23 protein-coding genes are annotated in these 25,511 nt (G+C 59.7%); 2 read left to right on the forward strand and 21 right to left on the reverse strand.

Going from position 1 to position 25,511, the window contains the following annotated elements:
- Entirely contained in the window at positions 1-642 is a 642-nt protein-coding gene (locus FJ867_RS22525; protein WP_140818638.1) for a class I SAM-dependent methyltransferase, read from the reverse strand.
- Positions 639-1,670 carry a glycosyltransferase family 2 protein gene (locus FJ867_RS22530; RefSeq protein WP_140818670.1) on the reverse strand — a complete coding sequence of 344 codons (1,032 nt, stop codon included), beginning with the start codon at positions 1,668-1,670 and terminating at the stop codon, positions 639-641. Before FJ867_RS22530 ends, FJ867_RS22525 begins: the two co-directional genes overlap by 4 nt.
- A gap of 202 nt (positions 1,671-1,872) precedes the next feature.
- On the opposite strand from FJ867_RS22530, the gene FJ867_RS22535 reads away from it, so the two are divergent.
- Both FJ867_RS22535 and FJ867_RS22540 read left to right on the forward strand, forming a co-directional pair.
- Positions 1,873-2,997, forward strand: coding sequence for a glycosyltransferase family 1 protein (locus FJ867_RS22535; protein ID WP_140818640.1), 1,125 nt, complete (start codon positions 1,873-1,875; stop codon positions 2,995-2,997).
- The gene (locus FJ867_RS22540; protein ID WP_140514878.1) at positions 2,994-4,112 is read left to right on the forward strand and encodes a glycosyltransferase; all 1,119 of its coding nucleotides are present in this window, start codon (positions 2,994-2,996) and stop codon (positions 4,110-4,112) included. Before FJ867_RS22535 ends, FJ867_RS22540 begins: the two co-directional genes overlap by 4 nt.
- Positions 4,113-4,187: 75 nt before the next feature.
- Here the strand turns inward: FJ867_RS22540 and rfbD are convergent, their stop codons facing one another.
- From rfbD to FJ867_RS22635, 19 genes are all read right to left on the reverse strand, one after another.
- A complete protein-coding gene (gene rfbD / locus FJ867_RS22545; RefSeq protein WP_140818642.1) occupies positions 4,188-5,072 on the reverse strand; it encodes a dTDP-4-dehydrorhamnose reductase in 885 nt (294 codons plus the stop codon).
- Positions 5,069-6,139 carry a dTDP-glucose 4,6-dehydratase gene (gene rfbB, locus FJ867_RS22550; protein WP_140818643.1) on the reverse strand — a complete coding sequence of 357 codons (1,071 nt, stop codon included), beginning with the start codon at positions 6,137-6,139 and terminating at the stop codon, positions 5,069-5,071. The genes rfbD and rfbB overlap by 4 nt, the downstream gene beginning before the upstream one ends.
- Positions 6,140-6,170: 31 nt before the next feature.
- Positions 6,171-6,725 (reverse strand): dTDP-4-dehydrorhamnose 3,5-epimerase, encoded by a 555-nt coding sequence (rfbC, locus tag FJ867_RS22555; protein WP_140818645.1) that lies wholly within the window; start codon positions 6,723-6,725, stop codon positions 6,171-6,173.
- Positions 6,726-7,607, reverse strand: coding sequence for a glucose-1-phosphate thymidylyltransferase RfbA (rfbA, locus tag FJ867_RS22560; RefSeq protein ID WP_140624477.1), 882 nt, complete (start codon positions 7,605-7,607; stop codon positions 6,726-6,728).
- A gap of 19 nt (positions 7,608-7,626) precedes the next feature.
- Positions 7,627-9,081, reverse strand: a complete 1,455-nt coding sequence (locus FJ867_RS22565; protein WP_140818647.1) for an O-antigen ligase family protein — start codon at positions 9,079-9,081, stop codon at positions 7,627-7,629.
- Positions 9,078-10,343: a hypothetical protein gene (locus FJ867_RS22570; RefSeq protein ID WP_181168413.1), complete on the reverse strand. Its 1,266-nt coding sequence runs from the start codon at positions 10,341-10,343 to the stop codon at positions 9,078-9,080. Before FJ867_RS22570 ends, FJ867_RS22565 begins: the two co-directional genes overlap by 4 nt.
- Positions 10,231-12,609: a polysaccharide biosynthesis tyrosine autokinase gene (locus FJ867_RS22575; RefSeq protein WP_140818648.1), complete on the reverse strand. Its 2,379-nt coding sequence runs from the start codon at positions 12,607-12,609 to the stop codon at positions 10,231-10,233. Before FJ867_RS22575 ends, FJ867_RS22570 begins: the two co-directional genes overlap by 113 nt.
- A 47-nt stretch (positions 12,610-12,656) precedes the next feature.
- Positions 12,657-13,547, reverse strand: coding sequence for a polysaccharide biosynthesis/export family protein (locus tag FJ867_RS22580; protein WP_224680325.1), 891 nt, complete (start codon positions 13,545-13,547; stop codon positions 12,657-12,659).
- 21 nt (positions 13,548-13,568) lie between these two features.
- Positions 13,569-14,066 carry a hypothetical protein gene (locus FJ867_RS22585; protein ID WP_140728046.1) on the reverse strand — a complete coding sequence of 166 codons (498 nt, stop codon included), beginning with the start codon at positions 14,064-14,066 and terminating at the stop codon, positions 13,569-13,571.
- A gap of 108 nt (positions 14,067-14,174) precedes the next feature.
- Positions 14,175-14,660: a hypothetical protein gene (locus FJ867_RS22590; protein ID WP_140494880.1), complete on the reverse strand. Its 486-nt coding sequence runs from the start codon at positions 14,658-14,660 to the stop codon at positions 14,175-14,177.
- 353 nt (positions 14,661-15,013) lie between these two features.
- Positions 15,014-16,168: a glycosyltransferase family 4 protein gene (locus FJ867_RS22595; protein ID WP_140818650.1), complete on the reverse strand. Its 1,155-nt coding sequence runs from the start codon at positions 16,166-16,168 to the stop codon at positions 15,014-15,016.
- A 29-nt stretch (positions 16,169-16,197) separates the two neighbouring features.
- Positions 16,198-17,178, reverse strand: coding sequence for a glycosyltransferase family 4 protein (locus tag FJ867_RS29130; RefSeq protein WP_348641430.1), 981 nt, complete (start codon positions 17,176-17,178; stop codon positions 16,198-16,200).
- Between the two features lie 155 nt (positions 17,179-17,333).
- Complete coding sequence (locus tag FJ867_RS22605; RefSeq protein ID WP_140818653.1) at positions 17,334-18,665, reverse strand: lipopolysaccharide biosynthesis protein; 1,332 nt, start codon at positions 18,663-18,665, stop codon at positions 17,334-17,336.
- Positions 18,658-19,902 carry an oligosaccharide repeat unit polymerase gene (locus FJ867_RS22610; protein WP_140818655.1) on the reverse strand — a complete coding sequence of 415 codons (1,245 nt, stop codon included), beginning with the start codon at positions 19,900-19,902 and terminating at the stop codon, positions 18,658-18,660. The genes FJ867_RS22605 and FJ867_RS22610 overlap by 8 nt, the downstream gene beginning before the upstream one ends.
- A 43-nt stretch (positions 19,903-19,945) precedes the next feature.
- Positions 19,946-21,196, reverse strand: coding sequence for a glycosyltransferase (locus tag FJ867_RS29135; protein ID WP_246675101.1), 1,251 nt, complete (start codon positions 21,194-21,196; stop codon positions 19,946-19,948).
- Positions 21,078-22,328: a glycosyltransferase gene (locus FJ867_RS22620; protein WP_348641427.1), complete on the reverse strand. Its 1,251-nt coding sequence runs from the start codon at positions 22,326-22,328 to the stop codon at positions 21,078-21,080. The genes FJ867_RS29135 and FJ867_RS22620 overlap by 119 nt, the downstream gene beginning before the upstream one ends.
- Positions 22,329-22,391: 63 nt before the next feature.
- The gene (locus FJ867_RS22625) at positions 22,392-23,087 is read right to left on the reverse strand and encodes a methyltransferase domain-containing protein (RefSeq protein ID WP_181168414.1); all 696 of its coding nucleotides are present in this window, start codon (positions 23,085-23,087) and stop codon (positions 22,392-22,394) included.
- 103 nt (positions 23,088-23,190) lie between these two features.
- Complete coding sequence (locus tag FJ867_RS22630) at positions 23,191-24,216, reverse strand: NAD-dependent epimerase (protein ID WP_140514855.1); 1,026 nt, start codon at positions 24,214-24,216, stop codon at positions 23,191-23,193.
- Positions 24,216-25,490 carry a nucleotide sugar dehydrogenase gene (locus tag FJ867_RS22635; RefSeq protein WP_140818660.1) on the reverse strand — a complete coding sequence of 425 codons (1,275 nt, stop codon included), beginning with the start codon at positions 25,488-25,490 and terminating at the stop codon, positions 24,216-24,218. The genes FJ867_RS22630 and FJ867_RS22635 overlap by 1 nt, the downstream gene beginning before the upstream one ends.
- Between the last annotated feature and the right edge of the window lie 21 nt (positions 25,491-25,511).

The following is a 25,511-nucleotide window of genomic DNA, read 5'->3' on the forward strand; positions in this document are numbered from 1 at the left end:
TCAATGCCTTTTCTTCGACTTACAATGGATCATAGTCCATGGCAGGGGCGACAGGACCTCAACCACATCGAAATACCGGGACGCTAGTGAGACGATGCCACGCTGCGACCAATGCTGCAAATGCCCTGGCGTGTTTCCCAGGGCCGATACATATTTCCCGCGCGCGAGATTGAGCATGCGCCAAAGCGGCTCACGGGGCACGCTGAGCACAAGGTCCGCCGTAACGATGCGTTGAAGCGCTTCCATCGCCTTTTGCGGCTCCTCGAGGTGCTCCATCACCTCGCAACAGACGACGAGGTCCGCGCTGTCGCGTTCCGGCGTCACTTCATAGATGCTGCGGACAGCGAAGCGACTGGGATCCATGGCGCGCCCGCGGGCATTCTCCCTTGCCATGCCGATCACTTGCGTCGAGAAGTCCGTACCCCGCGCATCGATGGCCTGGTCAAGCCAGCGCATGACCCAATAGCCCTCTCCACATCCGACCTCGTGGATGGTGGTGGGGCTGACCTTTGCCACCAGGCCGGACAGGGCACCGTCGAATCCTGCGACCATCCGACGTGCGATCAGGTTCCGCGTACCGTATTTGTCATAGGTGTTGCCTATGACGATGCCGTCCTCTGCCTGTCCGCCAGCTACCTTCATCCGTTCAGCCTGCTTTCCTGCCGCTTTGGGCGCAGTCGCGCGATCTCTCCTGGCGTGGCGCGCTGCGTATAGCGGATGTCTTCGAGAAGCTTGCGGTTGGCCGCTATCACATCGGCCAGAAAGGCGACCAGAAGTGCCTGGAAGCCCATCGACATGAGCGCACCCGCCAGGATCACCGACTGTATGTGGCCGCTGCCTCCGTCAAACAGATAGAAATAAAGAAAACGCAGGCCGATCAGAAAACCAACGCCGAAAAGAATGGCCGCGACAGTGCCGAAGAACCGGGCCGGCTGGTAGATAACGAAAATACGGATGATCGTGAAAATCGAGCGCTTCAGGTAAGATGGAATGCTCTTCACCAGTCTCGACGGCCGCAGGTCGCCGTTGACGCGGACCGGCACCGAAACCACGCGCATATTCTTGCGGCCGGCCTGAATGATGGTTTCCAGCGTGTAGGTGTAGTTGTTGAACACGGCAAGACGCTGGGCCGCGTTTCGCGAGATCGCGCGAAATCCGCTTGGGGCGTCCTGGACATCGGTGCCGCTGCTGACGCGAACCACCCAGCTGCCAATCTTCTGCAGAAGCTTCTTGACCGGCGAGAAATGCTCTATCTCCGATATCGGTCGGGCGCCGATGACCATATCCGCACGCCCTTGGAGAACCGGCCGGGTCAACGCCGGCAGGTCGGCCGCGTTATACTGATTGTCGGCATCGGTGTTGACGATGACATCCGCGCCCCGCGCGAGGCAGGCTTCAATGCCAGTCATGAAAGCATAGGCGAGACCGCGATTGCTGGTATGGCGCACAATGTGGTCGACGCCGTTTTCCTCGGCAACCCTCACCGTCTCGTCGCTGCTTCCATCGTCGATGATCAACCATTCGACGCAGTCAAAACCAGCAACGGTCCGCGGCAGATCATTCAGCGCTATCGCGAGCGTTTCCGCCTCGTTATAGCAAGGGATCTGGACAATCAGCTTTGGCAGCGGCGTACTCTCGAATTGGGACCCTGATACCCATGCATCTACCATTCTCAGACTGAGGCGCAAGCAGTTTTCCCCTGGCAGAAACCTCACCTACTATTGAGCAACGGAGTCGGCGAAATGTGTATTGGCGTTTTTTCATAATGAGTTGTCGCCTGATCGCTCCTCGAAGCGTTGTCTCTGCTATCACCGCAAAAATGTCCGGAATCCTTTGCCCAATTCGCTGCTCAATTCGCTTCCGGAGAGAAGATTGAGAATCGGGATCGATGGCAGGAATTTAGGATCGGCCTCCGACGGAATTGGGCGGTTCGTCCACAATGCCGTGAAAGCGCTGGCGGCTCTCCGCGCTGATGTCTTTCTGTACGCACCGGGCAAGATCAATGCAGACTACGATATTCCGCATGGCGTTTCCGTGCGGACCGCCAACTTCAAGGGTTCTGTCGCCCGAACCTATTGGGGACAGGCCGTGGTGCCCTCCTGGGCCGCGCGCGACAACGTCGAGATCTTCTGGGGCCCATCGCACCGCCTGCCCTTCCTGCTCGACCGCCACATCGGGCGGGTGGTCACCATCCATGACCTCGTCTGGTTGCACGCTGCGCAGACCATGCGAACCCGGACCTGGATGGGTGACCGCCTGCTGATGAAGCCGGCGTTGAAGACCGCTGATGTCGTAGTCGCGGATTCGATGGCCACCGCCACTGCCTTGAGGAACGAATTCCCCTGGCTGAAATCGCCGGTCAGGACAGTTGCCCCCGGTACAGTGGCATTGCCGCCGCCCGGCGATGTTGGGAGCCTGGAACCGCTCGGCATCGTCAAGCCCTATGCGCTTTTTGTCGGCACAATCGAGCCACGCAAGAACCTCAGCAACCTGATAAAGGCCTACGGTCTGTTGCCGGCTACTGTCCAATCCGGCTGCGACCTGGTCGTGGTCGGCGCGAAGGGCTGGAAACAAACGGGCTTGGCCGACCAGGTCCGCAGTAGCGGCCTCGGGACAAATATCAAATTTACCGGTTTCGTCGACGACGCGACGCTCGCCACGATCTATGCGAATTGCCTGTTTCTCGTGATGCCATCGCTTTATGAGGGGTTTGGTTTTCCGATCGTCGAGGCCCAATCTTTCGGCAAGCCAGTGCTGACGTCGAACACCTCGTCAATGCCCGAAGTCGCGGGGAACAATGCCGTGCTCGTCGATCCGAAGAATCCCTCGGCAATTGCTGATGCATTTCACCGGCTCTGTGTCGATGCGAAATTTCGAGACCGGATCGCTGCGGACGCGAAGAAAAATGCCGCGCGTTTCACCTGGGAGAATTACGCCAAGGGTATGCTTCAGATTTTTGAACTGGCCATCGAGCGAAGACGGAAGACCAACATTTGAAAGTGCTGCATTTCTTCAAGACATACTGGCCCGATACCTTTGGCGGGGTGGAGCGGACGATACACGCCATCGCTCAAAGCACCGCCAGCCACGGCATCGAAACCGAAGTGCTCTCGTTGAGCCGTGCTCCGAACGAGAACACGCAGCATCTCGACGGGCACATGGCCCGGAAAGCCAGGCTGGATTTCGAACTGGCGTCGACCGGGTTTTCGCTCGAGGTCTTTCGGAAGTTCGGGGCGCTCGCCGGGAAAGCCGACCTCATACACTACCATTTCCCATGGCCATTCATGGACATGGTGCATTTTCAATCCCGTCATGGCAAACCGACCGTCGTCACCTACCATTCCGACATCGTCAAACAGAGGCTTTTGCTGCCTCTTTATCGGCCGCTGATGCTGCGCTTCCTCAGGGATGTGGACGCTATCGTCGCGACATCTCCGGACTATTTGAAATCGAGCCCCGTTCTCAGAGCCTTGGAGGGCAAATCGGCGATCATCCCAATCGGCATCAATGAAACCGATTATCCCACGCCGACCGAAGCCGACAACAGATGGTGCCAAGCGGCGGTGACGGAGCCTTTCGTGCTCTTCGTCGGCGTCTTGCGCTACTACAAGGGGCTGGACGTGCTGATTCAGGCGGCCGACAAAGTCAGGTGCAAGATCGTTATTGCCGGATCAGGGCCTATCGAAGAGCGCCTGAAGCTTCAGGCCAAGACGTTGCGTCGCAACAATGTGATATTCCTCGGCGAGGTGGCCGAGCGGCACAAGATGGCGCTCCTCCACAACTGCCTGGGGTTCGTTTTTCCGTCAAACCAGAGGTCGGAAGCCTACGGGCTTTCTCTCGTCGAGGCTGCGATGTGCGGTAAACCGATGATCTCCTGCGAGATCGGAACGGGAACAAGTTATGTGAACAAAGCCGGCGAGACCGGGTTGGTCGTACCGCCTTCCGATCCAGCACGCCTTGCCGAAGCCATCAACCAGGTCGTCGATTCGCCGGTCGAGGCAGCGAACTGGGGGCGAGCTGCTCGCGATCGCTACGTTCGCCTCTTTACAGCTGACAGGATGGGAAAAACATACGCCGATCTCTATCACCAACTCGATAACCGCCGACGCTGAATACGGTTTCGCACTGTGGCAGCCGGTGAATCCCCGCGATTTGTTGGTTGTTGATGCAGTCAAATCCCCGTCAGGTCACCTGCTCAGGAGACGACGGACCACCTCTCGCGCCGATTTCTGCAGTACCGGCGCACTCCATCCAAACACGGAGGCAAACTTCGCGCTCGACAGCCGGGAATTGACGGGGCGGCGCGCCTTGGTCGGATAGTCCGTCGCAGCAATATCGCGCACCCGCGCGGAGGGGCCTCCGAGCCCACCGCTTGTGTCCAGGATATGGCGGGCGAAGCCGCTCCAGTTGGTCTCGCCCGTGCCGGCCAGATGATAGATGCCCCACGCGGCGAAATCCTCGTTGCGGTGCAGCCGTGCTGCCGCATGCAGGATTGCGTCGGCGATATCAAGCGCGGAGGTGGGATTTCCCCATTGGTCGGCCACGACCGAAATCTCGTCGCGATCGCCGGCCAGCCTCAGCATGGTCTTGACGAAATTCTTGCCGAACGGGCTGTAGACCCACGCCGTGCGCAAGATCACGTGGCGCGGATTGGCTGATACCACCGCCTGTTCGCCGGCAAGCTTGGAGGTGCCGTAGACACCGAGCGGCGCGGTCGCGTCGGTTTCCACGTAGGGACCGTCCTTGGTGCCGTCGAAGACATAATCGGTCGAAAGATGGATGACAGGCACGCCGAGGCGCGCCGCCGCTTGCGCCACCTCGCCGGCGCCGGCGGCGTTCACCGCAAAGGCCAGCTCAGGCTCGTCCTCGGCCTGGTCCACCGCCGTGTAGGCGGCGGCCGACACGACGATACCGGGTTTGGCGGCCGCTATGGCGTCGATCACGGTCCCGGGCCGCGCGAGGTCGAGTTGCGGCCGGCCGATGGCGACGATCTCGACATCTTCGCGCCCGCGCCCAGCCTCCAGAAGGCTTGCCGCGACCTGGCCCTCGCGTCCGGTGACAGCGAGCCTCACACGGCCGCCTTGCGGGCTTCGCCCAGCCTTTCGCCGGCATAGCGCTGTTCGCGGATCGGTCCCCACCACCATTTGTTGTCCAGGTACCAGTCGACCGTCCTTGCCAGGCCGCTGTCGAAATTCTCCCTCGGTGTCCAGCCGAGCTCGCGGCCGATCTTGGAGGCGTCGATGGCGTAGCGGCGATCATGGCCGGGACGGTCGGTGACGAAAGAGATCAGGTCGCGATAGCTTTTGCCGGCGGCCCGGGGGCGCCTGGCGTCGAGCAGATCGCAGATCGTCTCGACGACACCCAGATTGGTGCGTTCCGAATTGCCGCCGACATTGTAGCTCTCGCCCGGCTGCCCCTTGGTGGCGATCAGTTCCAGCGCGCGCGCATGGTCCTCGACGAACAGCCAGTCACGCACATTGGCGCCGGCGCCGTAGACCGGCAGCGGCTTCTCGTCGAGCGCGTTGAGGATGACCAGCGGGATCAGCTTTTCGGGAAAATGGTAGGGCCCGTAATTGTTCGAACAATTGGACAGCACCACCGGCAGGCCATAGGTCTCGTGCCAGGCGCGCACCAGATGGTCGGAGGCCGCCTTGGAGGCGGAATAGGGCGAGGACGGCGCGTAAGGCGTCTCTTCGACGAACATGCCGCCATCGAAGGGCAGGTCGCCGAACACCTCGTCGGTCGAGACGTGATGGAAGCGGAAACGGCCCTTCCTGTCGTCGGACAGGCCGCGCCAGTATTCCAGCGCTGCGTTGAGGATCCGGTAGGTGCCGACGATGTTGGTCTCGATGAAGGCGCCCGGCCCATCGATCGAGCGGTCGACATGGCTCTCGGCGGCGAGGTTCATGACGATGTCGATATCGTCGCGGCGCAATATGTCGAGCACCGCCCGTTCGTCGCAGATGTCGGCATGGGCGAAACTGTAATTTCGTGCATTCTCGATCGGCCGCAGCGAGGCCAGGTTGCCGGCATAGGTCAGCTTGTCGAGATTGATCACCCGGTAGGCCGGGTTGGCGCACAGATGCCGGCACACCGCCGAACCGATGAAGCCGGCACCGCCCGTCACCAGAAAGTTCATGCCGCTATCCCCGTGCACCTGGCAATGTTCATCAGGCAAACACCTCGGCGGCGGCGAGCAGCGGCGCCTTGAGGTCCTTGTCAGAAAGCTGGAAGCCGCCAGGCGGCGGCGGCCATTCGATGCCGATGGCGGGGTCATCGAAACGGATCGAGCGGTCGTGTTCGGGCGAATAGGTGTCGGTCACCTTGTACAGCACCTCGGTATGGGGCACGAGCGTCATGAAGCCGTGGGCGAAGCCCTTGGGCACCAGGATTTGGTTGCCCTTCTCGGCCGAGACCTCGAGGGCAACCCATTTTCCGAATGTCGGCGAGGAGCGGCGGATATCGACCGCGACATCCAGGACGCTGCCCCTGACAACGCGCAGCAGCTTGTCCTGGGCACGTGGCGGCAACTGATAGTGCAGCCCCCTGACGACACCGGCCGCGGCGGAATAGGAGTGATTGTCCTGGACGAAGGCGAGTTCGAGGCCGGCCTCGGCGAAGCGTGCGGCGTTCCAGGTCTCGGTGAAGTAGCCGCGGGCATCGCCGTGCCGCTTCGGAATAATTTCGAGCAGACCTTCGATGCCAAGGGGTCTCACCTCCAGCATCTAGTCCTCCGACAACTCGACCACCCGGCGGCGCAGATAAGCGGCATATTCATTTTTTCCCAAGCGGGTTGCGCGCTGCAACACTTCATCGGCCCTCAGCCAGCCCTGTTCGAAGGCGATTTCCTCCGGACAGGCGACCTTGATGCCCTGGCGACGTTCGATTGTACGCACGAACGAAGAAGCATCGTCCAGGCTATCGTGAGTGCCGGTATCGAGCCAGGCATAACCGCGCCCCAACCGATGCACCTGCAACTGGCCACGCTCGAGATAGGCATTGTTGACCGCAGTGATTTCGAGCTCGCCTCGAGCCGAGGGCCGAATCCTTGAGGCGATGTCGACAACCTCGTTGTCGTAGAAATAAAGGCCGGTGACGGCCCAGTTGGATTTCGGCTTCTGCGGTTTTTCCTCAATCGTGAGCGCGGTTCCAGTGATCTTGTCGAAGGACACCACGCCATAGCGCTCCGGATCCTCGACATGGTAGGCGAACACCGAAGCGCCGCTTTCGCGCGATGCCGCGGTGCGGCAAAGCTTGGACAAGCCGTCGCCAAAATAGATGTTGTCGCCCAGTATCATCGACACGCTGTCCGCACCGATGAAGTCACGGCCGATGATGAAGGCTTCCGCAAGCCCGTTGGGCTGCGGCTGCTCGGCGTAGGACAACTCAAGCCCGAATTCCGATCCATCGCCCAACAGCTCGCGGAAAACCGGCAGGTCCCGCGGCGTGGATATGACCAGAATCTCTCGAATCCCCGCAAGCATCAAAACGCTCAGCGGGTAATAGATCATCGGTTTGTCGTATACCGGGAGGATTTGCTTGGAGACCGCCAACGTTAGCGGATAAAGGCGCGTTCCACTGCCTCCAGCAAGGATAATTCCTTTCAAGAAACTCTCCTTGACATGCCTAAGTCCCCTCCCCTGACACAAGCCGCCCGTGCTTAGGTTTCATGCCGTGGCTTGTCAATCTGACGCCCGACGAAGGGGCCGAGCGAGTGTCCCCGGCCCCCGCCAGCCGCCCTTGTCTTGCCGGGCCCGAGGTCCTGGCCGGGACAAGCAGATCGTCTTCATTGTGATGGCCTATCTCGCCCATCTCGCGCCTTTGGTTCAGCCGCTCGGCAAAACCCTTGTGAAAGACGATCGCATTCAAATAGGCAAACGTCATCGCGAGTGCTGCGGTTCGCAGGGGATAGTCGACAAGAGAGTGAACGAGCAAAAACGACACCGACAGAAATGCAGCCTTCTGTAACGGCTCCCGGCGAATCCGGACCGACGAGGCGAAAAGCAATAAGGCATACACAATCATTAACAAAACGACCGGTATGCCGCCCTCAAGTGCCAATTCGAGGTAGTCATTGTGAGCATGATTTACATAAGTTCTGAAAATCATTCCGGCTTTTTCGTACATCTGATAGACCTTCGGAAAGCTGCCGAAACCAACGCCAGTCACCCAGTTCTCTTTCATTCCTTCGATCGTGGTGCGAGCAAACTCTGCCCTGCCGAAAGCCGGATCGACCACTTTCGCATCGATCTTCGCCCATGCGCCGATCGTGTAGACGGAAAGCCCGATGAAAACCGCAAGAATGCCATATCCGCCCGCCCTTGAGCGAGCGGACAGGAAGACAACTGATATCGCGGTGATCACCAGTCCGATCAGAATGCCGGCGCGCGAGCCGGCTGCCAGAAGAAGCAGCAAGAGCATCGTCAGCCCAAGCGATCCGGACAGAAAATGTCCACGGAACAAGCCGTAATAGACCACGACTGGGATGGAGACGAAGAGCAAGGCCGAAAAGTGATTTTGATTGGCAAACAGGCCCGCATTGATCGTAAACGGCAGCAATCCTTCTATGGCGACTGTGTCGGAGAGCGAATACTGGATCGCCGCGGCCAGGCCATTGCAGATGACGCCCATGAAAAAGAAGGGAACAAGGCCGTAGACCTCCTCGGTGCGCAGGCGGGTGACGCCGAGGAAAAATGCCGCGGCGGCGGCGAAATACAACATGCACTCGATCGTGCGCCCGACGCCGACGCTGACGAAGCGCGATTGCGTTTCACCATCCAGCCAGGGTCTGGCAAGCAGCACCTCGGGCCGCAAGCCGTCCAGCAAGGCCCCGGGCAGCGGAACGATCTGGAAGCAGAACACGGCTAGGCCGAGAGCAATCAGCCACAAGATCGCCCGGGGAATTGTTTGTCCGCTGGGCCGCGACAGGATGGCCGCGGCCGAGAGAATCGCCGCGATCTCGATCAGCGTTTCGGTGTAGAGGCCGCTCGCCGTGCCGCCGCCAATCAGCAGGGACAGGAAAAGAACCGACCCAAGCAGGTATTTGTCCCACTGCCCGGGCTGCCGTGACCGTGCTCTCACGACGACACCCTCTCGATGCTCAATCTGTGCATGATCAGCGTGCCGACGTATCGAAACCGCCAGCTCTCGGCAATTGCGGCTGTTTCCAGCCTCAGCAACTGTATCGGACACGCAGCCGGTCCGACGGTGAAATCCAGGCTCAGGCTTCGCCGGTTGAATGTGCCTTCCGGTATGTTGAAGCGCGCTATCTCGCTTGACGGGTCCGCGCATCTGACGGACCAGAACAGCTGCTTTGGCAGTTTGAGATTTGTTGCGGACACGGTCATGGACATCCGGTAAGAACCGGGGGGCAATTCGACATATTGCTGAAGCGCAGCGTTCTTGACCGGCGTGTTTAGAAATCGAACCATCGCCCCGCTGTTGCTGTCGCTTTCACTTTCACCCGCGCCCTGCGATCCAGCAAAGGTGATCTCCAGCCCAGATCGGTCGTGTATCACCCAGTCGAACGGCTTGCCGCTGAAGAGCGGCTCGAAGCCGCCATTGAAGATATAGCCGCCCAGCTTCCGCTCCCGATCGGACAGGCTGAAAAGAAACAGCCGATAGGCCGGGCCATAGTCCTTCTGCTTGATGTAACCGGTGATAACGGCGGACAATTCGCTGGATTTCGGCGGCGCATCCGTGCGCCCGAGATCGAGCAGCAGCTGGTTTGCAGGTCCCAGGCTTTGCGGGTTCTGGCCAAGGGCGAGAAAAAGCTTACCACGCCACGGCGCCTCTGCCTCCAGGGCTGCCAGCACGGCCTGATAGCCGTCGGAATTGGAAAGGATGGCAGGCCAGCCTGGGGCGATGGCCGAAAACTGGTCTGGCCACCGGCGCAGCAAGGTGTCGATCTCGCCCACGGCCCTCGCCAGATCGCCTGCCGCGATCGAGCGATCGATGGACCTCTGCAGCGCATGGATTTCAGTCTTGGACAGTTTTCGCGCCTGGTCGAAAAGTTCGAAAGCCTGGGCCTGTTCGCCTTGCCGATATCTGATCTCACCGATCAGGCTGTAGAGACGGGCGTCCGCGACATTGAAGCGAAGCGCATTCTTGGCCTTGGCGGCCAAGGCGCCGAGATCGGCGCTCGTTTCGTTCAGTTCGCCGGCAATTTCGTCTATCAAGGCATCTGCGTTCAGCGGGTCCAGTGCCAGAGACACGCTCGGCGTTCCCTCCTCAAGGAGCCGACTTAGCCCGATCGACGAAGCCATCAACACCAGAACGGAGGCGACGAACCAAACGCTTGAACGCAGGAGATTTTGCATGAGAGGGCTGGCCTGCTCCGTCATCGACTTTGCCCTCAATCTTCGGCGTGCCCGCGCCATGTTCGTAATATTGGTAGTTCATGTATTTATAGGCGTAGTTGTAGTCGAACTTGTTCACCGCGAATTTCGACATTGCCGCCCCGATCACGTTCGCTCCGGCTGCGCGCAGGCGTTTCAGCGCCGTCTTGGCCGCCTTGCGCGTCACCTGGTTCGTGGAAATGACCACCAGCGTGCCCTCGGCAAGCCGGCTGAGAATGGGCGCATCGGACAGGCCGACGATCGGCGGAGCGTCGATGATGACGAGATCGAAGCGCTTGCCGAGATTGGTGACGATCAGCGCCATCTTCGGCGATGAAAGCAGATCCGCGGGGTTGGGCGGGATCGTTCCGGACGTCAGCACGGTCACGTTGGGATATTTGGTCGTCCTGAATATGCCCGCCACATCTTCCTTGCGCACGGTATTCGTCAGGAGATTGCTCAACCCGATCGCGTTGTCGAGACCGAACAGCCGATGAAGATTCGGTTTGCGCAGATCGCCGTCGATAAGCAAGACCTTCGCACCGAGGGCGGCGAAATCCTGGCCGAGCTTGAACGAGGTCGTCGACTTGCCTTCGGAAGGCTCGGAGCTGGTCACCAGCAGCGAACGCGGCGCGCCCTCCGCGCCGGAGAATTGCAGCGATGTTCGCAGCGAACGATAAGCTTCCGATAGCCCGGACTTCTGGTCGGCGATGCTGGCCGTCAGTTCGCGGTCATCGACGAGCGGCAGGATACCGAGCATGGCCAGCCCCAGCTCCCTTTCGACCTGCTCGGGGTTGGTGAAGGTGTTGTTCAGCAACTCGATGATGTAGATGATCGATGCAGTGAGAGCCATGAAGAGCGCTAGCGCGATCGCCAGATTGATGATCAGGCGCGGAGAATAGGGACTTACGGGCAGGGTCGCGAAATCGACGATGGCTGCGTTTTGCGTTTTGAGCTCGGAGCTGACGCCTACTTCATTCAGCTTGGTGATGAGGCTGTCATATTGCGACCGGTTGGAATCGACCTCGCGCTTGAGGATGGTGTATTTTATGTTCTTGTCATTGAAGACGACCTGCTGCTTTTCCATCTCGGCGAGCTTGGATTTGAGGTCGGCTTCCTTATTCTGCGCTTCCTGGTACTTCAGGCGCAGCGAATCGGTTATCGCCAGGACGCCGTTATTATAAAGCCGCGTCAGCTCCTTGATCTGCGACTGGAGCTGCTGCATCTCCGGAAAGCCTGGCTTCAGGATGCTCAGTTTCTGCTGGTATTGGCTCTTGAGGTCAGCGAGTTTTTCGCTGAGCTTTTGCAAGCCATCACTCTCCAGGACCGGCGACAGGCTGGAGCCCCGCCCTTTGTCTATCTGGTCCACGACACGACCGGCATCAAGACGATCCTGGATAGCGGTGGCGAGCGCTGTGTTCAGCGCCTCGATGTTCGATCCGATCAGCGATTTGTCGTCGCCGGTGACGGTGATGCCGGCATCCTTCGCATAGGCGACCAGTTCCTCCTCAGACTTCTGCAGCTTCTGCTTGACCTGCAGGACCTGTTCCTGGATGAACTGTCTCGCCAGATCCGACGTCTCGCTGGTCTGGTCGAGACGTTGATCGATAAAGCTCTGCGCGACCTGGTTGGCGACGTCGCTTGCGTATCTGGGCTTCTGGTCGATGAAGGTGATCGACAGCAAGCTGGTGTTGGTCACAAGGTTGACCGTCAGATCCTTCAGAACGCGCTTGATCGCCATTGCCTCTCGCTCTTCGGGGGTCTTTTCCTGGATCGAAGGCGATTTGGAAATTCCGAATGCACGGTAGAAGATGTTGCTGAGCGAGAAGCTCGGGGTTGGGAACAGGAAATCCGGTTTTTCGGAGAGCCCCAGCTGAAACACGACGCGCTGGGCCAGCGCCCGGCTCTTCAGTTTCTCGCGAGCGGTCAGAAACGCGCGTAAGTCGCTGTTTTCGGAAACCACTTCGATGTCCTGAAAAACCTTTGCCGAAGGGACCAGGACTTCCAGCTGCGTCGTTGCCTGATATTTCGGCGTCTGCATCATTGTCACTATGGTACCGGCAACTAGGCCAGCCACCGCCATCATGACGATCAGCCAGCGATATTGCACGACATAGAAAAGCAGCTTGAGCGGATTGAATCTCTCGTCGTGAGCGGCATAGTCTCGACCGTAAGGACTATAATTCTGCGCCCCGTCATAATAGAGGTCCGCGGACAAAGCCTGGCCATGTCGAGGACCGGCGATTTGGGACTGCCTGTTGCGATCGAGCATGCGCGAGGTGATCCTGGTTGTCGGTACCCTGGCCGGCCAGGCCTCCCTTACGGAATGACCGCAATTCGGGCCGCGCTCGACGCGAGGCCCAGGGCATCCTTCAAATTGTTCATTGCGATTTTCGACTTCGAAGCGAAAACCACGACCACGTCGCCGCCATAGATACGCGGGTTGCGATTCTTGCCGGCGCGGATTTCCTCGACATTGTAGTTTGCGACCAGCTTGTTTTGACCGACATTGCGGTAGACGAAGACCTTGCCGGCATCGCCGATGGCGTTGAAGCCTCCGGCAAGGGCGATCGCATCCAGCAAGGAGGCGCTGCTGGACACCGGATAGATGCCGGCCCTGTTGACCTCGCCGTCGACCGTGATGCGCTGGCCTATCGATTCCTTGACGAAAATCGTCACATCCGGCGATTGCAGATATTTTGCGCCATAGGCGGTCTCGATATCCTTTTCGAGCTGGCGGACCGTCTTGCCGGCCGCTGTCATCGTCCCGATAAGCGGAAGGGAAATCTGGCCGCCGGCATCCACCTGAACCGTCCTGTTCAGGTTGTCGACCTGGAATACGCTGACTTCGAGTACATCGTTGGCAGACAGCGGCTGCTCGCTGCCGTTTTGTGTATTCTGCGGTGCCGGCAGATCCGTCACCATCCGTAGCGCGCCGCCCCCGGCAAGCGCCGTTGAGGACGATGTCGGCTGCAGCGCATCGACAGAGCTCGTGGACGATGATGAACTGCTCGCGCAAGCAGAGAGGGCGAGCAATACAAGCAGTGCCGGCATTCCCGCGCCAGTTCCCTCAAGATCGAGAATGCCCATCACAGAGCCCCACTTTTGAACAGCTTGGGCAGTCCATCGAAATGGCCCGCACAGCTGGCCCGGCTTTTTTCCGATGGCGTGAGCAACTGGTTCTGCACTATCGCGCCCGAGCTTGCGCAAACCGGCGAGACCAGACCTTGGCTAGCGGCTGACTGCGTCGTCGTCATCCTGTAGTCCAATAGCCAGTGCGGCGCCGCCACCAACCGCGCCGGCGCCCAACAGCACCGGCAAAATGCCAGGTCCGGAATTGGCAGGTCCGATGGCAGCCTGCTGCGCATCAAGCGAGACGCACATACCGTCTTGCACTGGATCGATGCTGACGGTCGCGTTGGCCGGAACATCAAGCGCGCAATTGGCGCCGATGGCCAAGGAAGCCGATGCTTGCGGCCCGGTCATGATGCGCGCGCCTGGATAGATCGGCGCTCCCGCGTCCACCCCGGCGTAACCGCCGGCCTGCGACATCTGCACATCACCCTGGACTTGGGTGAACTGGCCGACAATGCCAGACACGGGCGCAGCGGCCAGACACGAACATGCCTGTGCCGACTGGGCAACAGCATCGGACGCTGCAAACAAGGCACCTCCCCCGGCGAGCGCGACAAAAGCGAAAACAATCCCAACCCGATGACGCCCGGTCATTTCTACCCCCCTTTCGAATCAACGACCCGCCCCCGGAACGAATCGCTTACGCACCCCTTCGATCAACAACACTCAAAGAACTCACCAGCACTCATGGTGGTCCGCCCCTCAGCGACTGACCGCTTTGTCGTCATCCTGCGTCGCCGCCAACACACCGCTGGTGACAAGCGCACCGGCGAAAATCCCTTCGGGCAGGCCAAACCCACTTGTGCCACCGGACGGCTGGATGGCCGCCGTCCGTTCTGAACCCACGAGTTTCAGACAGATGTTGCCGCCCACGCGTGAAACATCCAGACTGGAATTCGCCGGTACATTCATGTTGCAGCCGCCAACAAGTACGGATGCCGAACCCTTGGTACCGACTACCACCCGACTGCCAAGGCCGAGAGTGCTCCCCGCCTTTGCAGGACCATAGCCGACCGACTGCGAGACCATCACGTCGCCATCGGCGGAACGAATGGATCCAATCGCACTCGCCGGGCCGCGATAGGCGGCAGCGCAGCTGCAGGATACGTCCTGGGCGAAAGATGAAACCGAAGTGAAACCGCTCGCGGCAACCAACGCGCTCACTGCGGTTCTAATGATGACATTCATCCGTTTCGCCTTTCCTTCAAATCATCCCGGATATGCCAGATCAAAAGGTGGTGACATCAGCGCCTAACATTTTTTTGCCACAATTCCAACCCGTGTCGCACGATGCGGAGAAGTTTGACCTGAACAACGCGCCATTTTAGCAATTACGTATAAATAATCCCGAGCTGTCGGCGATGGATGTCTGGCCCTCCAAAGAGAAATTACGATTCCCTTTTCATCCTGATTACACCGAGCCCAACTTGATCAAAGCCGAGCCCCCTCGAAAGCCGAGTCCCGATCTGCAATGCAGCAAGACAAGCTTAGCGCCTGCTTGAATGCCCGATCTCCTCGGCTCGAACTTCAACCGCGTTCAACTACACGCCGGCCGGTTCATCGCCTGGCGAGGCATTGAGCTTCCCTATCTGCGTCATGTAGCACTCTATGACGATCCGTTCCGAAAACTGCCGCTCCACTTTGCTTCGGCTCTCCATGCCCATCCTGTTCCTGGATGCGGCGTCCATCGTTGCGAATTCGAGCATCTTGCTTGCCAGGTCGCCTGCGTCTTTCACCTTGCACAGCAGGCCGTTGACGCCGTGGTCCACCACCTCCCTGCAGCCGGGCACATCTGACGCGATCAGCGGCTTGCCCATCGCGGCTGCTTCCAGTAGCGAGCGCGGCGTTCCTTCCCTGTAGGAGGGCAAGACGACGCAATCGGCCACGTCCAGGAAGGGACGGACGTCGTCGGTGGTTCCGAGATACTCGACCAGGCCTTCGCCTGCCCATCGCTCGACCTGCGCACGGCTGACCGCTGTGCGGTTCTCGACATCGAGGAATCCAAGAAGCTGGAAGCGCGCGCCGGGCATGTTGCGGCGCATCTGACGAGCTGCCTCGACGAACTCGCCCACGCCCTTGTCCCAGAGAAGCCTGGCCACCAGCAGAAAGACGATCGCGCCGGACGATTGGCTTTGGCGGGGCGCCGGAGAGAAGCGAATAAGGTCGACCCCGGAGCCCGGCAGCAGCGCGGTCAGTTCCTTGCGGACTAGGCGCTCGCTGACGAACAGCATCCTGTCGTCGTCATTCTGAAAGAAGACTATTTTCGAACGGGCCAGCGCCAGCCGGTACAGGACCTTGGCAATTTTCTGGAGAAGGCCGCCACGGACGAAAACCGTGCCGAGCCCTGAAACATTGTTTATGACCGGGATGCCATTGAGGTTTGCCGCCAGCGATCCGAACACGTTGGGCTTGATGGTGAAGCCAACAAACGCCAGCGGCCTCTCGCGGCGCAGCAGGCGCCAGTAGCGCCACAGAAGCACCATGTCGCGAAACGGCGAGGTGCCGGAATTATCCATCTCGATTTCGACATACCGGCAGCCCATCGGCGGGATCAGGCGCGAATACTCGTCCCTGGGCGCCGCAACCACCACTTCATAGCCCCGCCCTTGCAGCGCCTCGATGAGGCCTTTGCGGAAATTGACGACATTCCAGGACGTGTTGATGGAGATGATTATCTTTCTTCCGATCCCAAGCATCGTCCCCGCCTCCCCCAATGCCGTTTCGCTCACCGTCTTGTATGCAGTCGTGCCCTGCCCGGCCCAAAGGTCTCGAACAGCCGCAAGATCTCGTCGTCACTGGCGAGCGATGAGATGCGGGCGAAGCAGGCGTCCCTTGCAGGCCCCAGATCCTGTGGCCGAGCGATCAGCCTCGCGACCGCGCGTGCGATGTCTTGCGGATCGTCGGGGTTGAAATCGAAAGCGGCCCCCTCGGGCATGTAGTACCTCGTGCCGCTGTCTCGCGACATCAGCACGGCACATCCCGCCCAGGCCGCCTCGATGGGAGACACCGCCGCGGGTTCAGCCCGCGAGGGCAGTATCAAGAGATCATGAACGGAGAAGACCGAGATCATGTCGTCATGCGCAATGTTGTTTTGAAACCGAAGCCTGTCCGCCACGCCAAGCGCCTGAGCCTCGCGCCGCAAGGCCTGACAGAAAGCCGTGTCGGCGTTCGTTGCCTCCTCGCCGCAGAATGTCAGGGAGAAGGGCATGGATGAAATCGCGGACAACGCCCTCAGAAGCAAACTGTGCCCCTTGCGCTCCCGGTATTTTGCCACCATCAGGATTCGAGGCGGCCACTGCAATGGCCTGCTTTCCAGGCCTTCAGTCCGGGCCGGCTCGAAAGGGCTCCCGAATGGCAGGGACATGGCATCGCCGACCCTGAGCGGGCCAGGGTTCGGTGAGAGCCGCGAGGTGAAATGCGGAATGCCCAGCCCCTGAAAGATGGCTCTTCGAATCCAAGTGCCACTCCATGCCCGAGGCGTGGCGTCCTCCTGGTCGTAGATGACCAGCCTGCGCCCTTGCAGGATTGAACAGAGTGCCGCGACCCTGGAAAACCTTCGCGTCACTCCGCGGATGATCACCACGTCGGGGTCTTCGGCCTGCAAACGCTTCCAGTAGGAAAAGACGCCGGGAAAGGAAAAAGGCGAATTCGGAATGTTGCTCGAGCGCCGACGCATGATCATCCGGGACAGCGCGGATGGAGCCATCACGTTGGGAGAAACAAGAGCGTGATTCTCGGTGACGCTCGTTTCGACTACGTCGACCGCAACATGGTGCCCCGCCGAAGTGAGAATGCGAACCCAAGGTACCGCATTGGTGTGGTATCTTGGCAGGCAAAACAAGTATCTCAAAACATTAGCCTTCAGATATCTTCCGCCAGGCGGATCCGCCTTTTCAACAATAGGTGCGAAACCACCATCATCGCCGCATAGACCGCCGCCGATACGAGCAAGCCGGCCCAGGCGATGCCTGAAATTCCGATCCATCCGGACAAAGCCAGGCAAAGCGGCACATAGACGGCGATCGCCAGCGCCGTGATTTTCAAAAGCGGCTTCGTGCCGGCCAGGACCTGGATCAACGGATTGAGATGCATTCCAACGAGGCCGAAGCATTCGGCCGCGAACAAAATGGCAAAGAGCAGCGAAGCTTCGGCGTAGGCCGAACCGCCAGCCAGAAGGACGATGGGGTTTTGCAGCAGCACCCCCACGACTGCCATGCCGGTGGCAGCGCATGCCGAAACCACGGTGATGCGGGCGTTCAAGCGGTATAGACGAGAAGGAGGCTCTTGCCTGGACAGTTTCGCGATTTCGGGAAAGATCACCTGGTTCAAGGGACCGGTCAGCCGGGAAACCATCGTCGCCAGGCGCGATGCGAGCGAATAGGAGCCCGCGGCGACCTCTCCCAGCAGGCCCGCGACAAGGAACAACGCGAGATGCCGCCTGGCGCTCACAAGCGTCGAGAGCAGACTGGTCCCCGTGGCCATGGCAAGAAACGCCCAGAAGAAACGGCGTTTGGACCGGGAGCGAAGCGGGTTGAGCAGTTCGATGTGCTCCTGCCTGGCATAGAGCAGCATGCGAACGAACAGCGTCAGGTTGTAGAATGCGCCGACCGCTGCCAGCACGATTACATAATCCGGCAATGAGGCATCGAGGATCCAAAGGACGAGAGAGGCAACCACCACGGCAACCCCTTGCATGAGTTGATTGCCGGCAATGACGTGGTACCGGCCGTTCAGCCGAAGCACACCTTTCGGCGTACCCGAAAGACTCGCCAACAAGGTGAGGCTGTAGATAATCGCCAGAAGGCGATTATCCCGCGACACGCCAACAGCTTCTCCAAACAGCAAGATCCCGCCTATCGCCAGGACCGTGGCGAGAAGGGCGGCTGAAACATCGAGGGCAATTCCGCAAGATGCCGCCGGTCCCAGACGCAAAGGCGACCTCGCGCACAGCCTGATCACTAGCTGCCAGCTCTCGAACGTGCATAGGCCGGAAACGAACGCCACATAGGCCTGAATTACGGCGAGTGTGCCAAAATTCCCCGGACCAAGCGACCGTGCGTTGAGCGCCAGTGCAAGGATGGAGCACAACGCGGCCACTCCGCTTGCGGACGTCGTAAACGTAACGTCGCGGGCAACCCGCCGCGCGCGCATCCATCCGGAAGGCTTGGCGACCGCCGTCACGTCCTCAGCCATTGTCTCGGCGCAAGGCCCGCGCCCCCTGCGGCATCACCTCGGCGGAGGCCGGTGGAAAACACTTCCGGTGCACATAAACCAAGCCAAAAATGAAAAGCGCAACGAGAACGGCTCGCTTGGCGGAGATGAAGGCGCCAAGCAGCTCCTTGCGCTGGATGTAGAATGTGAGATGGACGATGGCCACGATCAGCCCGGCCTTGAGCGTCGCGCTGCGCACATTGCGGATTATCGCCTCGACGGCAACACACACGAGCGACAGAATGACAACGAGCAGCGGAAATCCGGCATACCCGAAATTGGCAAAGAACTCCGCCCAGATGTTTGCAGCGACGCCACCACTGTAACCCGGAAATAGGAACGGCTGAACCTGCTCGTTGTAGGTGCATCCGTCCTTGCCAAAGACCGTATCCGAGAACGGAAACAGAGAAAGAGGCACCAGCCAAAGATTCGAGCACGGCAAGGTGTAGTCATATTTCACGACCAGATCCAGGTGAGCCAATGTCACGAACTGCTCCAGCCCCACGAGAGCGGAATCGGACAATTGGTCGAATTGTATTTTCTGACCTACAAGTTCAAAATTTCCTGCTTTTATTGCTGCATATACTGCCTTGTACACTGCAAGAAAAAAGAATGCGCCAATTCCTCCAATTATGTATCTTTTCCTGATCAAAAGCAGGGAAATGTTCCTGTACCTTATGTACAAACAAGCTAAAATCGCGATGGCAACCGAAGAGCGATGCCCGATATAGAGCGTAAGCATCAGTCCCAGGCAGCTCAAGATGATGACCAGCCTGGATTTCTTCCACCCCGACAGGGCTCCGAACACCATGCCGATGATGCAGCTGTTGTAAAATACATACTGGATCCGCCCGGTAGATGACAAAACATCGGCCTTTGAGGCCGAAAAAAGTGCCGGATTTGCTATCGAAATCCCACCGAACACCACCAGCATCACAATTATTATGATCGACTCCCCCCGAACGTCGCCTTCGACTTCGAAATCTTGACGCCTTGGCATGAAGACCAGCATCGCGGCAGCAATGCAAGAAAGAGAAAGCGCAATGGCATATCCAGTGCCCGCGTGATATATGAAATCATACTTCCTTCTGCTGACATCAACATACTGAAATCCCCCGGTGACGAATGGCACAAAGTAGACCAAGCTCGACAAAAGCAACAACATTTGCGGCGTGAGCGCAAATGGCGAAACAAAATAATCTCGTTTGAGGTGCTTCACTTTCGTTCCATCGCCATCTGAATATTCGAATTGTTCTCACCCCTTAGCGGCCCAGGGACGATTTCTCCCACAGCAAGCCATACGAGTGCGCCATCCGCTCAAGCGAGAAATCCGCAGCGATGCGGTCGCGACATGCTTGCCGCCTGCTCGCCCAAGACCGGGTATCCTGAATTTCCGAAGCCATGATCTCGATGGAACGCGATAACGCGTCAGGGTTCCGCGGCGGAACGATCAATCCCGTGTTGCCGACAAGCATCGCGATGTCCCCGACGTCCGTTGCCACGCATGGCGTGCCGCATGCCATCGCCTCGGCAATCACGTTCGGAAAGGCTTCGCTGCTGGAGGCCAGCACATGAATGTCGAATGCATTCATCAAACCGGCAATGTCGTCGCTCGGCCCGAGAAGCTTCACCTTGTGGCGAACATCATAGCGCTCCAACAGCACGGCAAGCGCAGTGTTTTCAGCCGTCATACCCGGGCCGGCAAGAACACATTTGAAGGGAAGGCTCTTGTGCATCGACAGCCTGGACAGGGCAGCGAAGAGATTCTGGTGGTCCTTGTCGGGATGCCAGCGAGCGACGTTTCCGATAACGAACTGGCCATCACCTATCGACCAATCCCGACGGAGCCGCGCGCGCGCCCGGTCGTCCGGCTCGAACACGGCCAGATCGTAGCCATTCGGTATGATCGTCCAGTTCGAGCTCGAATATCCTGCATGGATGTGGCGCTGCGACGCGTTTTGCGAGCAACTGACAATCCGAGCCGGGATGATACCGGATATGAGAGCGCATATCCTGTCCACTGTCCTGGTCGTAAAGGAGGCCGCCCGCGGATCCAGTCCGCAATTGTGCATCCCCCAAAGAACCGGGCTGATGCCGCCAAGCCGCGCCAGGACGCCTCCGACGAGGTTGGCGTGATACATCCAGCACTGAACCACGTCCGGCCGATAGGTCGAGAACACGCGCCTGAGCGAGGCGAGCCCCTTGAGACTCAACCTTCCCTTTGGCATCGCCAGGCAGGCGAGCGGTATTTTGGCCGCGCGAAGCAACGGGCCATATTTTCCGTCACCCGAAAGCGAGACGACAAAATGGGAATGGCTGCGCTCGGCCGTGCACAGGCGGTATAGCGCTGCCTCGGCGCCGCCGTTCTCAAGTCCGGTGATGACGTGCAGGATCTTAATACGACCGCTCCTTCCCCACGGCGTTGGTGGGATCGACACCCATCGCGAGCAGGTAGGCGTCGGCCACCTTTTCGACACTAAAATCCCGCGCCCGACGCCTGACGTCCGGAGGATCAGCTTCATCAAGGGCGACCATCACTTCTGCCGCAAAACCCTGGGCATCTCCGACCGCGGCGAGACGCCCCCACTTGCCGTCCTCCAGAATCTCGGCCGGACCGCTTTCGCAGTTGGTGCTCACCACGTTGGTCCCGCAAGCCATTGCTTCGATGATCGTGTTTGGAAATCCCTCCCTGCGGGAGGATTGAAGAAACAACGCTGCCCGCCGCATCCACGGATACGGATTCTTCGAAAAGCCGACCAGAGCGACCGAAGAATTCAGCTCGAGTTCGTCGATCAGGGTTTGAAGCGATCCCCGCAGCGGTCCTTCCCCGACAATGGCCAATTTGACGGGCCTCTTCGTCGCAATCCGCGCGAAGCTGCTTATGAGCGTGGCATGGTCTTTTGCGAAATCAAGCCGCCCAACGGCCACCAGCAAGACCCTGCCATCCTCGACCGCGAAGGGGTGATCGAGCGGCTCATCCGCCTGCTCTTCAACATGTTTGATGTCCAGCGGATTGTAGATCGTTTTGACGGAACTCCGGTGGACCCCGATGCTCTGGATCAGGTCTTCCGCGACGCCATGCGATACAGTGATGATCGTGTCGGCACGACCATAGGTCAGCCGCATGAGGAATGGCAGGAACTTCTCACGAACCAGCTTCGTATCGGCGACGGTCCTGGAAAGATTGCTCCTTTCCGATATCACGATCGGTGTCCAGCGCAGCGAGAGCATGGACGAGACGATGCCAACGATATTTGCATGGGGTAACGCCGTCAGCATCACTCGCGGCTGCTCCCGCCTCAAATACCGGATCAAAGCCAATACGGAAAACAGCAACCGCGAGGCTCGGAGGTCCTGTATCCTTATCGTCTTCGGAACCAAAGCGAGATACTCGCCCGTCGCACACCCAAGCACCAGATCGATCGGCAAGCCGCGCCGGCCAAATTCGCTGGCCAGGGTGAGCATTGCCCGCTCGGTGCCGCCAGCACGAAGAGAGGGAATGAAGATAGCAATCCGAGCGTCTGGGCTGCCTGGTGATCTCTTGTCTTGGCGCGTGCACGTCACTCGGTTCGCCACCTTTCCTGGCCGGTCACGGCGAAAGCTTTTTTGCTTGCGCCTGACCGTGCGCGATGAGCGATGCTCCACCCGGATACCGGGGAGACAGCCGTCGCACTCGGGTCCACGAAAGCGGAGAATATCTTCGGGTGATCAATGTCTTCGCCGAAAGACATAGGCGTAGGTTTCAGCCGCATCCTTCCCGATGAGAAGAGCCGAGAGACCTAGCCAGAGGCGCCAGACAAGGAAGGCCGGCACGAAAGCATAGAAGTATGAACTCCTCCAGAACAGATGACGCTGGACAAGCTCCAGGCCATTTTGCGCTGCGATCCTTTCCACCTCGCTCGGCAGGCATCTGTCATAGAAGGCTGGGAAGCCGTCGTGCCCCCTGCCCTTGTCCGGATAGACCGCAAACAGCAGGCGACGCTTGATCGCCTCGGGCAAGACCCGATTGAGCCTGGCGAAAACGGCGTTGCGTGAAGGCGAGAAAATGGCGACCGTGCCGCCCGGCCTTACGCAGCTGGCAATGCCGCGAAATGCGCCTTCGCCGTCGCGGACGTGCTCCAGAGTGGCCTGGCATATGACCAGATCGGCATCTCCCTTCCCCCTGAACGAAGTAAGGTCCGCCTCGATCCGCTCGTCATAGATCTCGCCCGGAGCCTTCGACAGTTCCTTGGCATCGCGGTCCACTCCGACGACAACCAGCCCCAGACGACGCTTCTCGGCTAGGCTTACAAGCGGCCTTGCTCCTCCGCCCAGATCATAGACCAGTGCGTTAGGTGTAAAGAGCACCGGTGCGATTTCCGCAGCAAAGGCGTGGTTGCCATCCACGCGCAGCCGTAGCGGCAAGGCTCGGTCCAGACACTCTGAGACCGCCACGTTCGTGCGAACAAAACCCCGCAGCAAAGACGCTATCCCGTCATCGATTTCGTGGACAAGACGTGACCTCCCCCTACCTCCGCTCAAAATAGGCCTGGTACCATTCGACGAACCGCCCGACGCCCTCCGTCACGGACGTGCCGGGACGATAGCCGACCGCCGCCTGCAGCGCCGAAGTATCGGCGAAAGTGTCAGGCACGTCGCCGGCCTGCAGCGGCAAGAGCTCCACGATGGCCTTGCGGCCAAGCGCGTTTTCAAGCGCCTCGACATAGGCGGTCAGCTTCACCGGGTTGTTGTTGCCGATGTTGAAAATGCGCCAAGGCGCGCTGCTCGTCGCAGGATCCGGATGACCGGAATCCCAGGCGGGGTTAGCCGCGGCGGGGCTGTCGCTGGTGCGGATCACGCCTTCGGCGATATCTTCGACATAGGTGAAGTCGCGTGTATGATTGCCGTTGTTGAACAGCTTGATCGGCTCGCCGGCCAGGATGTTCCTGGTGAACAGGAACAGCGCCATGTCGGGACGTCCCCAAGGGCCGTACACTGTGAAGAAACGCAAGCCCGTGGTCGGCAGCCCGAACAGGTGGCTGTAGCTGTGCGCCATCAGCTCGTTGGCGCGCTTGGTTGCGGCGTAGAACTGCAGCGGATGATCCGCCGGGCGATGCTCGGAAAACGGCATGTCGGTATTGGCGCCATAGACGCTCGACGTGCTGGCATAGGTCAGGTGGCCGACACGGCTGTTGCGGCAGGCCTCCAGCATGTTGGCGTAGGCGATAATGTTGCTCTCGACATAGGCGTGCGGGTTTTCAAGGCTGTAGCGGACGCCGGCCTGGGCGGCGAGATGGATCACCCTGTCGAAGGCGTGATCGGCAAAGCAGCCGTCCACCACGTTTCGCTCTGCGAGATTACCGTGGATGAAATGGTAGCCCGCATTGGTGTTGCGGCTTGCTTCGGCCAGAAGCCGCAGCCGCGCCTGCTTGATCTGCGGATCATAGTAGTCGTTGATGCTGTCTATGCCGACGACCTCGTCGCCACGTTCGAGCAGCCGCCTGGCGACGTGATAGCCTATGAAGCCGGCAGCGCCGGTGACCAGAACCTTCATCAGAACCGCCCGTCCGTAACATCCCTGGGGAATAGACCCTTGATGTCGTAGACGACGCTAGGGTCCTTGCAAAGCGCCCGAAGACCGGCAACGCCTAGGGTGTGAAACTGCCCGTGCCCCACGGCGACGACAACGCCATCGTAACGCGCGGCGGGCATCTCTTTAAAGCTCGTTACGCCAAAGGCGCGCGCGCATTCCTGCGCATCGACCCAAGGATCCCAGATATCGATGCCGGCATTGTACTGCCTCAGCTGCGCGACAATGTCGGCGACCTTGGAGTTTCTCAAGTCCGGACAGTTTTCCTTGAAGGCCGCGCCCATGACCAGAATCCGGCTGCCAACGACAGGTATGCCCTTGCGCATCATAAGGCGGGCCGTCTGGTCCGCTGCATGCCGGCCCATGCCGTCGTTGATGCGGCGACCGGCAAGAATCACCTCGGGATGATAGCCGAGTTCTTGAGCCTTGTGGGTCAGATAATAGGGATCGACGCCTATGCAGTGGCCGCCGACGAGACCAGGGCTGAAGCGCAGGAAATTCCATTTGGTGCCGGCCGCTTCCAGCACCTCCGACGTGTCGATGCCCAGTTTGCCGAAGATCAGCGACAATTCGTTCATCAAGGCGATATTGAGATCGCGTTGCGTGTTCTCGATGACCTTGGCTGCCTCGGCGACCGCGATGCTCGAGGCACGGTGCGTGCCGGCGGGAACGATCGAGGCATAGAGCGCGTCGATAGCGTCCGCCACCTCCGGCGTGGAGCCGCTGGTGACCTTGACGATCGTCTGCAGCCGGTGCTCGCGGTCGCCGGGGTTGATGCGCTCAGGACTGTAGCCCAGGAAGAAGTCTTCGTTGTAGCGCAGACCGGAATGTTTCTCGATCAGCGGCGCACACACCTCTTGCGTACAGCCGGGATAGACGGTCGATTCAAAGATTACCACCGCACCGGGGGAGATCACCTCGCCGACCGTGGCGGACGCCATGACGAGGGGCTTCAGGTCCGGCCGGTTGGCCCTGTCGATCGGAGTGGGGACAGTGACGATGAAAACTCCGCAATCCCGCAGATCGACCTTGTCGCTGGTGAACCGCAGCCGCGTGGCGGCGTCGATTTCATCTCTGCTGGCCTCGAGCGTGTGATCCTCGCCACGCCTCAGCGCATCCACACGCGATTGGCTGATGTCGAAGCCGACGACGTCCCTGATCGCTCCGAGGGCCACCGCCAGCGGCAAACCCACATAGCCAAGCCCGATGACAGCTATTTTCCTGGAGCCGAGGTCCATTTGCTTCCTGTCCGGCAAGCC

The sequence above is a fragment of the Mesorhizobium sp. B2-5-3 genome, from assembly GCF_006441005.1.
Lineage (GTDB): Bacteria > Pseudomonadota > Alphaproteobacteria > Rhizobiales > Rhizobiaceae > Mesorhizobium.